19 protein-coding genes are annotated in these 10,598 nt (G+C 63.4%); 2 read left to right on the forward strand and 17 right to left on the reverse strand.

What is annotated here, in order from left to right:
* From CFB24_RS21625 to CFB24_RS21710, 17 genes are all read right to left on the reverse strand, one after another.
* The coding region (locus CFB24_RS21625; RefSeq protein ID WP_141098566.1) for a DUF5131 family protein at positions 1 to 326 on the reverse strand (326 nt) is incomplete at its 3' end.
* Positions 319 to 795, reverse strand: a complete 477-nt coding sequence (locus CFB24_RS21630) for a hypothetical protein (RefSeq protein WP_088522690.1) — start codon at positions 793 to 795, stop codon at positions 319 to 321. The genes CFB24_RS21625 and CFB24_RS21630, both read right to left, overlap by 8 nt.
* Complete coding sequence (locus CFB24_RS21635) at positions 792 to 1,250, reverse strand: hypothetical protein (protein WP_088522691.1); 459 nt, start codon at positions 1,248 to 1,250, stop codon at positions 792 to 794. The genes CFB24_RS21630 and CFB24_RS21635 overlap by 4 nt, the downstream gene beginning before the upstream one ends.
* Positions 1,250 to 1,888 (reverse strand): hypothetical protein, encoded by a 639-nt coding sequence (locus tag CFB24_RS23460; protein WP_088522692.1) that lies wholly within the window; start codon positions 1,886 to 1,888, stop codon positions 1,250 to 1,252. Before CFB24_RS23460 ends, CFB24_RS21635 begins: the two co-directional genes overlap by 1 nt.
* An 8-nt stretch (positions 1,889 to 1,896) precedes the next feature.
* A complete protein-coding gene (locus tag CFB24_RS21645; RefSeq protein WP_088522693.1) occupies positions 1,897 to 2,232 on the reverse strand; it encodes a hypothetical protein in 336 nt (111 codons plus the stop codon).
* 9 nt (positions 2,233 to 2,241) lie between these two features.
* Entirely contained in the window at positions 2,242 to 2,544 is a 303-nt protein-coding gene (locus CFB24_RS21650) for a hypothetical protein (protein ID WP_088522694.1), read from the reverse strand.
* On the reverse strand, positions 2,541 to 2,819 hold the full coding sequence (locus CFB24_RS21655) for a hypothetical protein (RefSeq protein ID WP_088522695.1): 279 nt from the start codon (positions 2,817 to 2,819) through the stop codon (positions 2,541 to 2,543). Before CFB24_RS21655 ends, CFB24_RS21650 begins: the two co-directional genes overlap by 4 nt.
* A 9-nt stretch (positions 2,820 to 2,828) precedes the next feature.
* Positions 2,829 to 3,038, reverse strand: a complete 210-nt coding sequence (locus CFB24_RS21660) for a hypothetical protein (protein WP_088522696.1) — start codon at positions 3,036 to 3,038, stop codon at positions 2,829 to 2,831.
* Positions 3,038 to 3,886, reverse strand: coding sequence for a ParB N-terminal domain-containing protein (locus tag CFB24_RS21665; protein ID WP_088522697.1), 849 nt, complete (start codon positions 3,884 to 3,886; stop codon positions 3,038 to 3,040). Before CFB24_RS21665 ends, CFB24_RS21660 begins: the two co-directional genes overlap by 1 nt.
* The gene (locus CFB24_RS21670) at positions 3,886 to 4,320 is read right to left on the reverse strand and encodes a hypothetical protein (protein ID WP_088522698.1); all 435 of its coding nucleotides are present in this window, start codon (positions 4,318 to 4,320) and stop codon (positions 3,886 to 3,888) included. Before CFB24_RS21670 ends, CFB24_RS21665 begins: the two co-directional genes overlap by 1 nt.
* A gap of 7 nt (positions 4,321 to 4,327) precedes the next feature.
* The gene (locus tag CFB24_RS21675) at positions 4,328 to 6,709 is read right to left on the reverse strand and encodes a ParB/RepB/Spo0J family partition protein (protein ID WP_088522699.1); all 2,382 of its coding nucleotides are present in this window, start codon (positions 6,707 to 6,709) and stop codon (positions 4,328 to 4,330) included.
* Positions 6,710 to 6,717: 8 nt separating this feature from the next.
* On the reverse strand, positions 6,718 to 6,942 hold the full coding sequence (locus CFB24_RS21680; RefSeq protein ID WP_088522700.1) for a hypothetical protein: 225 nt from the start codon (positions 6,940 to 6,942) through the stop codon (positions 6,718 to 6,720).
* A 9-nt stretch (positions 6,943 to 6,951) separates the two neighbouring features.
* A complete protein-coding gene (locus CFB24_RS21685) occupies positions 6,952 to 7,389 on the reverse strand; it encodes a hypothetical protein (RefSeq protein ID WP_088522701.1) in 438 nt (145 codons plus the stop codon).
* A 67-nt stretch (positions 7,390 to 7,456) separates the two neighbouring features.
* A complete protein-coding gene (locus tag CFB24_RS21690; RefSeq protein ID WP_088522702.1) occupies positions 7,457 to 7,657 on the reverse strand; it encodes a hypothetical protein in 201 nt (66 codons plus the stop codon).
* An 81-nt stretch (positions 7,658 to 7,738) separates the two neighbouring features.
* A complete protein-coding gene (locus CFB24_RS21695; protein ID WP_088522703.1) occupies positions 7,739 to 8,281 on the reverse strand; it encodes a hypothetical protein in 543 nt (180 codons plus the stop codon).
* Positions 8,282 to 8,409: 128 nt separating this feature from the next.
* On the reverse strand, positions 8,410 to 9,066 hold the full coding sequence (locus CFB24_RS22870; protein ID WP_141098567.1) for a LexA family protein: 657 nt from the start codon (positions 9,064 to 9,066) through the stop codon (positions 8,410 to 8,412).
* A gap of 525 nt (positions 9,067 to 9,591) precedes the next feature.
* Complete coding sequence (locus CFB24_RS21710) at positions 9,592 to 9,879, reverse strand: hypothetical protein (RefSeq protein WP_141098568.1); 288 nt, start codon at positions 9,877 to 9,879, stop codon at positions 9,592 to 9,594.
* 74 nt (positions 9,880 to 9,953) lie between these two features.
* On the opposite strand from CFB24_RS21710, the gene CFB24_RS21715 reads away from it, so the two are divergent.
* Both CFB24_RS21715 and CFB24_RS23465 read left to right on the forward strand, forming a co-directional pair.
* The gene (locus CFB24_RS21715) at positions 9,954 to 10,337 is read left to right on the forward strand and encodes a hypothetical protein (RefSeq protein ID WP_088522707.1); all 384 of its coding nucleotides are present in this window, start codon (positions 9,954 to 9,956) and stop codon (positions 10,335 to 10,337) included.
* On the forward strand, positions 10,334 to 10,598 hold a 265-nt coding region (locus CFB24_RS23465; RefSeq protein WP_210190753.1), incomplete at its 3' end, for a hypothetical protein. The genes CFB24_RS21715 and CFB24_RS23465, both read left to right, overlap by 4 nt.

Raw genomic sequence — 10,598 nt, forward strand, 5'->3', positions numbered from 1 at the left:
GCGAAAACCCGGTCGATCCATTCGTCGGGGACGGACTCGTGGAACAGGTCGCCCATCGAATTGACGAAGATTTTGCGCGGGCGCCTCCAGCGCAGCGGCTGGGTCAGGGCATGCTCAACCGCTTGAGCTACCTTGCCCGTCCATACGGGGGTTCCGTTGACCGAAAGCCTCGTCGTTCCTTCGTAGGCGGTTCCGCTCTTCATGCACTCGATACGGCGCGCCATGGCCATCGCATAGCAGTTTGTGCATGCCGGGCTGACGATGGAACAGCCGACAATCGGGTTCCAGGTCGCATCGGTCCAGTCGATCTTGGACTTGTCACCCATGGGCGTTCTCCTTCGCCTCTTCGGTGGCTGTGTGGGCGCAAGCGCGCGTGAAATCGTCCATGCGAAGATCGCACTTCTCCATCAGGTCATAATGATGGGGGTGGAGCATGTTCGGATCGCCGTAGTGGGCGCGGCCGTATTCCGTCGCCGCAAGAGCGACAAAAACTCCAAGCTCCTCTCGGGCTTCGGCGCGCCCTTGTTCTTTGGCGGCTGCAATAGCATCCGCCACGTCAGGCGCGGGAGCGGAACGCAGATACGGCGCGGCAGCGGCGATCGCGGCAGGCAGATCAGCCGCAATCTCATCCGTCACCATCTGCCAGTATGGCCATGGGGGCGTGTTGTCGTCGAGTTGGGCGGTCGCGCCGGGGCCTGCCCACATTTCCTCGGGATCGATATTGCAGCGCTTGGCTATAGCGTAGCCAATGGCTTTGCGAACGGCGTTGATCGCCTCGTCGGGAAGCGCAGTCATGCCGCGCCCCGCGTGAACTTGCCGGCCACGGCGTCGAAGGACCAGATTTCGTCAACCCAGCTGTAAAAAATGAGCGTGTAAGCGTCGCCGGGCGTCAGATCGATGTAGTTTGCAACCAACTCGCCAACGCTGTCGCTGAACGTCTCGGGCTCGTCTTCGATCATGACGTAGGCCGCGCCTTCGGGCGCCGGTGGATCGCACCGCCAGTCGCCCGACTGTGGAATGGTCAATGTCGCATTCGGATAGGTGTAGAGCCGGGAAAAGGTAATGACCTTGCCGTGTTGCAGCCCCAAGTCCTCCGACGTTTCGTCATCGCCACAGAGGTGTGGGTCGTTGTCGATCATTGCGCCGGCGGCCTTGCGGATGATCCAGTCATCCGGCGTGGGGCGCGGCGGCGGCGTCACCTCGTCGAGAAAGATTTCCGGCACAACGCCGGCGTCAGTGGCTCCGGTCATTACGCGGCCCTCTTGGCGGCGCGGTCGAGGCGCTCGATCTCCGCGAGGATCAGCGCGCCGGCCTTGACAAGCCGGAGCCTTTTGTCTGGCTCGGGCTTCACGTCCCATCCGCATCCAACATCAAGCGCTATATCAAGCGCGATATGGTCGTCTTGGGTGATCAGGCCGCTGTCATACGGGAGAGCGTAAAGCGCGCCGGCGAGGCCAAGCTCGCCAAGCTTGTGGCCATCGTCATGCTCAGGCGTCCAGCCTTCGACGCTGATCTGCCGTTGACGCTCGGAGAGCACGTCACGCACCGCAGGACTCGTTTGATCAAGGGACCAGGCGGCTCCGGTGATCAAGCGGTCAGCGGTTTTCCAATCATCATCGTCGAGCTTGTTCGCCAGCCATGCGCCCAGGCGGCGTAATGGCTCAGGAGCCCGATCAATCGCAGCTTGAATAAACTGCTCGGCTTCGGCCCCCGGCTCGCTTGCCGGCCCCGTGCAACGGCCTGAGAGGATGTCGATTTGCGCGAGAACCGTTCGCGCGCTTTCGACGTATTCGGGCGCGGCGCCGTCTGCAATGTCTATGACTTCGCGCTGTTCAAGCTCGGCGGCGACGAAAGCCCGGATGTTTGCGATCAATTCCTCATTGTTCATGGGTGGCCTCAAAACACTTGGTCGTTGGCATCGTCGTCGATCATCTCGACATCATGCTGGACAGGCAGCGATACGCGGGAGGGAGGCGCGTAGGGGCGATTGATGCGAAGACAGGTCGCCTCATCCGCTAGAGCAAACGAGAAGATCGAAGATCCGCCGTAGTAGACCGTCTCCCAGCCGTTGGCCTCGGGATCGCCCTCCTTGGGGATGTCGATACGGAGCAGCTTGGCGCCGAAGCGCTCTTCTTCGCGCATGCGGCCGGCGTGCTTGCGATGGCCGAAGATTTCGACAATCGCCCATTCCCATCCGTCGCTTTCAGGTTTGGCTTCCGTTTGGCTTTCCATGGCGTTCTCCTAGAAAAGGCTCATTTGGGCAGGTTCCGGCTTGCGGCCCCTGGCGGGTTTGGTGCTCGCCGCTGGGGCGGGCGCTGGCGGCGGGGCCGGTTCTTGTTCCGGCTCGGGCGCGCTCTCCGGTTTCATGACCTTGGGCGTCAGGGTCAGCGTTGTGCCGCCGATCGCCACCAGGTCGCCGTTAAGCCGCCATAAGGTGCGGAGCGCGAACTGGTTTTTGTCTTCGCAAAGCACGAAGGCCTCGCTTCGCTCGACCACACGCAGGCTCGTCTGGCCCGTGGCGGGCGCCCACGGCAGGTCAGTCACGGCGCGCCGGTCTTGCCGGCAGCGACGCAACCCCGGCAATTCTGGCTCTGGCGGGTGAGGCGCTCCTGCGGGATTTCGTCGAGCAGCTCCACGCGGGCGCGAAAGATCCTTGTGAGGTGCGCCGGATCGGTCTCGTTGGCGTCCACCTCCTCGGCTTCGCGCATGGCGCTGCTGGTGGGCGCGTTGGTGGGCATCACGCCCATGCTGCCGTCCGAATAGACCAGGACAAGGCGCTCGCAGGTCGCGCCGGGTTCAAGGGCGTCAGGGTTCGCCATGACAGGGTCCTAATGAGAGAGGTCAGGTTGGGCGACGGCGGCCGGCCGGCGCGGGAGCAGCATGAGGTCGATGTGTTTGACCGCGTCGCGGTTCGGATCGGCCTCGAAGAGGTCAAGCGCCTCGTCCTGGTCGGCGGCCATGTGGGTGACCGGCGGCAGGCCGGACTCGGCGCGATAGGAGAGCGTCATTCGCCAGCGCGGGGGCTTGTCGGCTTGCATCACGCCGCCTCCGGTTCGTCGTAGCGATCCGCCAGGGCGTCGACCAACATGCCGCACAGCACGTCGCGGGCGTTGACGTTGGGGTTTGTGTGGGCCTCGGCCGTCGCCTCGCGCCACAAATGGTCCAGGTCGATCCCGGCGAAGGTCCGGTCGAGGTCGCGCTGGTCGCGCCATGCCTCGTTGTTGTGGAGCACGAGCGCGACGGCGGCGATGAGCTGGGTGCGCATCTGGCCGCCCTTGGCCTCGCAGCTGCGGGCGACGCAATGCAGCGCCTTTTCCGTCGTCGCCTCGCCGTACTTGGCGATGCTGCGGCGGATGGCGTCCAGCGCGAAGGTCTCGTTGGGTTTGGCCGATTCGCGCTGTTTTCCGCCGGCGGGCCCGGCGATAACGACGCCGGCGCGATCCGTGACGGCCTTGATGCGCATCGCCTCGGGATCGCCGGCGGCGACTTCGGCTTTGAAGCGCTGCAGCGGGCGCACCACGGAGACGGCGCCGTTGACGGCCGTGAACGCCCGGGCCTGCTCGCGCTTGTCGGCGATGATCACGGCGCAGGGCACGGAATCGAACCCGCACAGCGCGGCGGCCGTGGTGCGCCCCATGCCGTCAATGATGGCGTAGCGGCCGCCGGGGACCGGCGAGACCATGACGGCGCTGAAATAGCCCCAGTTGAAATGCTCGGCGATGGCGCGGATCGACTTGCGGCGGGCGTCGGTGATTTCGCGCTGGTAATCGGGATCGATCGCCAGTTCGGCGATCTTGATCCATTGCAGTTGCGGCGCGGCGCCGAAAGTTTCGGGGCGCGCGATCTGCGGATAATCCGCGATGTCGATGGGGCGGAGGTCGGACATCACGCCCTCGCCTGGTTGGCGTGACGGGGCACGCAATGGCCGGTTTCCAGCTCGTAGGCGCGACGGCTCAACTCGCGCATTTCCAGCACGATCTCGCGCCTGCGCGTGGCAAAACAGGTGCGCACGATGGGCGCCGCCTCATCCGCGCCGTCGAACGTAGATTCGGTTAGCTCCTCCAACGCGTCGAACGCCTCTTCGAGGAGGCCCCGATTGATCGCCATGCGGATCAGGTCGCGCGCGGTTTCGAGGGCCGCCGAAATGTCGTGGACCTGGCGGGCGACGGTGCGGCGGACGTCCGCCGGGGCCTGGCACACCGCTTCGGCCTGCCGGTCGGTCCAATAATCCCCCAGGTCGATCACGCCGGCCTCGGGGCGGCTGAACGGGATGCGCGCGACCTTGCCGGCGCGTTCGGTCAAAAAGACGTGCTGCAACATGACGGGATTACTCCGCGGCTTCGGATGTGACGGGACGGGGGCTGCACGGCAGGCCGAGGCCGATGTAGGCTGTGCCGGCGCGCTGCTTGATTTTCTCGACGCCCAGGGCGGCGATCTCCTGGCCGAAGGCCGCGTTGGTCATCGCGAGCCAGCCCTTCGCTTCGCAATAGCGCGTATAGGCGGCGTAGATTTCTTTCGCCGGCGTCGGTTCCGTGATGTCGTCGCCGCGCACGCATTGCTCGGAAATAAAGGTGGCGACTTCGACGGAGGCGGTGCGGCCGGGTTTTGACGGGTGCGAATCGGCTTTGGGCGCAGGCGGTGCGGCGACGTTGCAGTCTTTCAGGGCGCAGTCGAGATAGAGTTCTTCTTGGCCAATGCACCGGAAATTCAGGCCGGCCTTTCTCAGCGCCACATGGACTTCGCGCGGCTCATAGATTTCGCCGCCTTGGCCCTTGTTGAAGGCGTAGAAGGCGTTGTCCATGTAGGAATATTCGACATTAAGGCCGCCCGCATCGCGGTCGACGAACAGTTCGATGAATCGGGCCACTAGGTCGGGCAAGCTGCCCGGTTCCGGCACGGGGTCGGGTTCCGGCTCCGGTTCGGGCTGCGCCGGGATGGCGGCGAAGGCGGACGGCAACCAGCCCTTGTCCTTGGCGAGATGGGCGGCCTTCTCGACAATCTGCGCCTTCTTGAGCTTCTTGGCGGCGGCGACTTCGCTGGCCCCGAGGTGCTGCTCGAACAGTTCGAACGCGTCGTCGCGGTGGCAAGCCTTGAAATAGGCCTCAAAATCCATCGCCTCGAACAGCCGCTTGCGCACGTCGGCGAATTGCGTGGCGACGGCGAGCATGTCCGCCGTGGTCTTGCCGATCGCGTCCGGCTTCGGCCGAATGTGGGCGCTGATGACCTCGAAGGCGGCGACGCTGAGGTCAGCGAGCGACGCGGCCGCACAGATTTTTAACGCGGGGGCGAACATTTCGTGGGCGATCTGCTGGAGCAGCTCGGACTTGCGGTCGTGGAAGTGCATGCCGCCGGTAATCTCGACGCCGGAGTCGGCGCCCCATTTCGAGCCGAGGCGCGCCACCAGCAGCGCCAGCGCGAAATTTCCGCAGGTCGCGGCGACGCCGGCGAGGGCCTCGGACGCGGCCGCGTTGACGATCTCGCCCGCGCCCTTGGTCGGCGGCGCCTCGATCTCGATCCTGGCGTGCTCCAGCGGCGCGGCTTCGTAGCTGGTGGATTGGGGAGCCGGCCCACGCGGGGAGTCGAGGACCGGCTCATGCGCCGTCGCGTCGGGGATGATCTCGACGGCGCGGGTGACCAGGAGGTCGCCGCAATCCGCGATTTCGGCAACAATGCCGAGGTCCTTGCGCCGGGCTTTCGAAAACTTGCGGAGGATGGCCTTGCGCTCGATCTCGGCCGCTTCGCGGTCAAGCGCGATTTGTTCGGGGCTGCCGTAGGCGGTGAGCGTGGCTTCGATTTCTTCGATGCGCGCCAATTCGGTCTTGGTGAAATCGAGCCTTTCCGGCAGTTCGCGCCAGCGCGGCTCGTCCGGCTCATGGTGGATGACGACGAAGCCCCAGCCTTCCTCAGCCCGTACCTTCTCGGCCTCGGCGGCGAGCTTTTCGCGCGCCAGGCGCTTGAGCAGCGCGCCATCGATGAGGAGCTTTTCTTCATCCGTGTCGAACAGGGTTTCGCGGATCGCGCCGCCGGCCCGGGCGTAGGCGTCCAGGCCGACAAAGCGGGCGATGGGATCGGCGGCGGACACCTTGTTGCGTCGGGCGCGCTCGCGAATGCCATAGGCGCCGTTCTCGCAGTTGATGCGCGCCAGCTCGGAAAACAGCGCCTCCTGGTCGGCGGCGTCGCCCAACTCGCAATAGGCTTCCGCCGCCTCGCGGTTGATCTTGCCGTCGCGCCACGCCTCGCGGATCGGCGTGGCCATGCGGCCAAGGGCGAGGCGCTGGCGGACATGGCGCAGCGTGAGGCCAAAATCTTTGGCGATGGCGTCGGCGTTCAGGCCGGCGGCGTCGAGGCGGGCGAAGGCCTCAAATTCCTCGACCGGGTGCAGCTGCTTCTGCAGGCTGGCGGCGGTGGACAGTTCGGCGAGTTCCGCCGGGCTTCCTTCATAGATCTTGGCCGGGATTTCCTCGGCCTCGGGGGCCAAGCGGCCCAGCTGGACGCGGAGCGCCTGGGCGTTCCAGCGCCGGCCGCCGTCGATCACCCAATAGCCGCCGAGGGCGTCGCCATGGACCGCAAGCGGCTTGATCTGTCCGACGGCGTCGATGGTGGCGGCGAGCGAGGTGTAATCGTCGTCGGGATCGGCGATGCGGACGTTGTGCGGCGACAGGCCGTTGATCTGGCAAAAAGCGATTATCGTTTCGGCGACAAGGCGCATGGCGGGACTCAATTCAGCTTGGATTTTTCGGGCGTCAGGTAATCGGCGAGCGCTAGAGCGAGGATGCGGAGCTGCTCGGCCGCCGCGCTCAAATCCTGCGCGGCGGCGAACGCGACGGTTTTGTCGTCGAGGATGCGGCCATGGATGGCGGCGACCGCCGTGGCGGCTTCAATGTTGCGCGCGAACATCTGATTGAGAAGGTCGCGCGCGGCGCGGGGAAAAGGCTCAGGCATGGGCGGACCTCAGGCGGCGTGACGGGACGGGATGAAGTGGCGGTTGAGGAACCGGGCCACGCTGGACATCAGCCGCACCACCCGCGCGAAGCGCAGGCGGCGGAGCGGCGCGAGCGCGCCGGCGGGACGCATGACGACAAGCGCATTGGCGCGCGACTGCTGGCCGGCGACGCGCTTGGCGTCGGCCCACGCGGTTTTCAGCGCCGCGCCGAAGTCAATCGGCGTGGCGGCGAGATAGGCTTGGAATGGCCGGGTGTTGACGCGGCGGGCGCCGATCAGGCGAGCGTCGAGGTCATAGGCTTGGCGCGCGGCGGTCTCGCGGGTTTCGCGCGCGATCTGGTGGGCGCGGCGCATGATGGCCGCGCGGTCAAAACGATGCTCGGGACGAGGAAGGGCGAAATCGCCATCCCGCGTCTTGCGCAGATCAAGGGTGTGGGGTGTGGGCATGGGAGGGCTCCAGCGACGTGGAACAGCCCTCCCGTCCGCGAAAGCGTGCGAGAGGGTTTTCCGGGGATCAGGGGATGATTTCGACCGCGTTTTCGGTCTGCCAGGCTTCGACCTGACGACCATCCGCAGCGACGTAGCGGATCAGATAGCCCGGCTCGGCATAGGTGTAATGGGCGCGGCCGATGACCTCGCCCTTCTCACGCGAGAGGCTGAGAAGCACCTGTTCGCCAAGCTCAAAAACAAAGGTCGGCCTGGAAATGTCGGGCATTGCATGAGTCTCCATCGGCGCAAGCTGCGCCGATGGAGACCGTATGTCGGGTTTAAACCCTAGTCAACGAGAAAGCGGGTTTTAACCCGATGCGCGGTTCTCGGTTGCGAAGCCCGGCAATCCGTCTCGGAGAACTGTGACAAAGTCATTCATGGCTAGTGTTGCGGCCTTTACGGAAACGCACGCGCCACGCCTAAACTCAATTAGCCGGAATTGAACTGTGTTCTCATGAGAGGCGTCGACCTGAATGGCGTAAAATTCAGGAACGGCACCCCATGCCAAAAGCCGAACAGATGGGTCGGAGTAAAATATGTCACCCACCTCAAATGAAAATTGTGGAGGGTGACCTTGTGTCCACTCGCGAAAGGTCTTTTTCTTCTTAGTTGCCAAATCGACACGAATACGCGCAACCCTGGCTAGATCGAGCGATGCGGCGAAGGCGGGCATTGGAAGATGAAAGGCCCATCCCTCCACGAACTTGTCGGGTTGTGGCGCTCTTTTCCGTTTAGACTTACGCGCGACGTAGGTCACCGGCTCGGTGATGTCGACAATATGCAGGTAGGCAAAGAGGAAAGCTTTCGGGGCCACAGACGATTCATCGATCGCGCGCATACGGTCAGACATGACCACTATAGGTCGAACGTCTCGGACCGTACCGGGTTGACTTCCAGCATCGTAGCGTATTCGCAAAATCTCGCCGTCCTCAATCGCTGCGTGTATCGCATCATGAAGGGCAGCTGAGTCGGCCGGCATTAGAGCACCATTGGGCTTCGAAAAACAAACACCACAATTGCATTAATTAAGACAGCTTCATTTTTATCATCGCGATTTTGCTCGACGACAATTGGGCCATTCCACTTTGGGTCATCCGAAGCTGGCCACAACTCATAACGACCATCAGCGCGCTTGAATCTTTTTGCTGTTGTTTCGACCTCCCCTTCCTGCTTCCGATATCGTTCAACAACCACAATATCGTTTGTTCGAGCGGCAATATCCGCTTTTGTTGTCGATACGCAGCGTAGCAGGTCACCGTCACGAGCAATGCGATTGAGCGAAGTGCCACGCACAAGGAGGTCAAACTGGGCGTCTATCGGATATTCTGGAAGGGGCGGGATTGAGACGGGCGCCGTAGTGGCACAAAATGTTGCGTCGACAGTTCGCCAAACGCCAGCGGCTACTTCACCAAGCAACGGCACTTCACGATGCGGCTGCGGCCTGACGCCATACGCCAACCATTCTGGCGATGTCTTGAGTTCAGACGCCAGCTTTTCGATTGTCGCCAAGGTCGGCGACTGATGGGGTCGCCGAACAATATCGCGGATCATGCCAGCATTGAGACCGGCAGCGACACTGATAGCCGCCGGCGAGCGACCATCCTGGTCAACTTCCGCCAGAAGACGAGCCGCCATAGTTCCTGGCGGCGCTGTGAGTTTGGTTCGGCTCCGGTCCATCTATCGGGATTTTACCCGACAGTTCGCAGAGGGCATAACGGGTAATGACCCGTTGACAGAGCGGGTTTTAACCCGATATGTCTTAAGCATGAGTGCAATCGAACATCTCCTGCATGTCGTTGACCGCTATGGAGACGCCCTAGGCCTTTCCGATGCGACCGTTTCGACGCGTGTTTTCAATGATGGCAAGCGGGTAGCAACGCTTCGTAGGGGCGGAGATATCGGCGTCCGCTCTTTCGAAAATGCGCTGACGTGGTTTTCCGACCACTGGCCCGCTGATGCTTCATGGCCCGCTGATGTGCCCCGACCCACCCCCACTAATTCGGAGGCAGCCGCGTGATGACCCTCATCTCCAAACATGCCTCCTCCCCTAGCGCCCCCGGTCGTGAACCGGAGGGGCGTGTGAGGGCCGTCGTTGGTCCTGACGGTCGGTTGGCGCCCTATTTCATCCTCGAAGTCGAGGATGGTTTCTGGGCTGCGCGCTCAGTGGCGCCGACGCAGGAAGTCTCGAGCGCTCGCGAACAGCAGTCGGATTTGATTCGCCGCGATTGGACCACCTTCTGTCTTGAATGCCTGATCTGCCGGGCGAGTCTCCTTGTCGGCCGCGTTCAGCAGTTCCTGTTCCAGCGCGTCCAGCGCCGCAAGATCAAAGCCGGGACGCAACAGCAGCGCCCGGATGGCGTGCATGAGGGCCGCGGAGATGCCTAAATTCAGCGTTTGCGCCTCGTTCATGTTGCGAGCGGCAGGAAGAAATCTTTCGTCTTTCGTCATCGTCCTCTCCAATGTTGGGGGCGGCGTATGAGCGCGCTCATTGCCACGTTGTTGCTTAGCTCGGAAGCCGTCGCGTGATCCCCGACCTCCCGCTCCGCACGCCGTTCGAGCGGTCGATCCACGCCCGCCATGTCGGCGTCAATGGACCGTGGCTGAGCGGCACCTGGGCGATCTCCATCGAACCGCAGGGCCATCCCACGATTCGCGATGCGCTGCTCATTCGGCTGACGCCGGAGCAAGTGCGCTTTCTGCTCGGCGCGATCCTCGGACTGGACCGCTCGCTGTTCGACACGATCCCGACGATCAAGGCTGAATGTGATTCGCTCGATCAGGTCGTGCGCGCGTTGAGCGAAAAGGACGTCCAGTTGGAGAGCAGACCGGGGACGCCCAGCGAAACCGGCGTGCCCTCGGGCAATGATGTCGACAACAGCCGCCACAATGCGGAGGCTGCATCTTGACCTCGCGCAATCTCCCGTTCGCCGAAAAAAGCGGCGTAGCCACCCTCCACAGGCAGCAGGCGGAATGTGCCCGCGCTTGTCTCAAAGCTATAAATTTCCAGCATTTTACCGTTCTCACGTTGGATGTTCGCCGAATTGGTTCTCGGGCGGCCGTCTTGTCGTGGGACGGCGCGGGATGGGTTTTTTGTTCCCGCGCCGTGGGCGGAGCGCGCTTTTGCGTCGGCGCGCTCCGCCTTGTTCTGTCCGCCCTGATCCGCGCCG

This window comes from Rhodoblastus acidophilus, assembly GCF_900187365.1.
GTDB lineage: Bacteria > Pseudomonadota > Alphaproteobacteria > Rhizobiales > Beijerinckiaceae > Rhodoblastus > Rhodoblastus acidophilus.

Excerpts from the sequence above, each read along its gene's own strand:
- CFB24_RS21630 (WP_088522690.1), bottom strand. The coding sequence starts at position 795 with ATGACTGCGCTTCCCGACGAGGCGATCAACGCCGTTCGCAAAGCCATT.
- CFB24_RS21635 (WP_088522691.1), bottom strand. The coding sequence starts at position 1,250 with ATGACCGGAGCCACTGACGCCGGCGTTGTGCCGGAAATCTTTCTCGAC.
- CFB24_RS23460 (WP_088522692.1), bottom strand. The coding sequence starts at position 1,888 with ATGAACAATGAGGAATTGATCGCAAACATCCGGGCTTTCGTCGCCGCC.
- CFB24_RS21645 (WP_088522693.1), bottom strand. The coding sequence starts at position 2,232 with ATGGAAAGCCAAACGGAAGCCAAACCTGAAAGCGACGGATGGGAATGG.
- CFB24_RS21655 (WP_088522695.1), bottom strand. The coding sequence starts at position 2,819 with ATGGCGAACCCTGACGCCCTTGAACCCGGCGCGACCTGCGAGCGCCTT.
- CFB24_RS21660 (WP_088522696.1), bottom strand. The coding sequence starts at position 3,038 with ATGCAAGCCGACAAGCCCCCGCGCTGGCGAATGACGCTCTCCTATCGC.
- CFB24_RS21665 (WP_088522697.1), bottom strand. The coding sequence starts at position 3,886 with ATGTCCGACCTCCGCCCCATCGACATCGCGGATTATCCGCAGATCGCG.
- CFB24_RS21670 (WP_088522698.1), bottom strand. The coding sequence starts at position 4,320 with ATGTTGCAGCACGTCTTTTTGACCGAACGCGCCGGCAAGGTCGCGCGC.
- CFB24_RS21675 (WP_088522699.1), bottom strand. The coding sequence starts at position 6,709 with ATGCGCCTTGTCGCCGAAACGATAATCGCTTTTTGCCAGATCAACGGC.
- CFB24_RS21680 (WP_088522700.1), bottom strand. The coding sequence starts at position 6,942 with ATGCCTGAGCCTTTTCCCCGCGCCGCGCGCGACCTTCTCAATCAGATG.
- CFB24_RS21685 (WP_088522701.1), bottom strand. The coding sequence starts at position 7,389 with ATGCCCACACCCCACACCCTTGATCTGCGCAAGACGCGGGATGGCGAT.
- CFB24_RS21690 (WP_088522702.1), bottom strand. The coding sequence starts at position 7,657 with ATGCCCGACATTTCCAGGCCGACCTTTGTTTTTGAGCTTGGCGAACAG.
- CFB24_RS21695 (WP_088522703.1), bottom strand. The coding sequence starts at position 8,281 with ATGTCTGACCGTATGCGCGCGATCGATGAATCGTCTGTGGCCCCGAAA.
- CFB24_RS22870 (WP_141098567.1), bottom strand. The coding sequence starts at position 9,066 with ATGGCGGCTCGTCTTCTGGCGGAAGTTGACCAGGATGGTCGCTCGCCG.
- CFB24_RS21710 (WP_141098568.1), bottom strand. The coding sequence starts at position 9,879 with ATGACGAAAGACGAAAGATTTCTTCCTGCCGCTCGCAACATGAACGAG.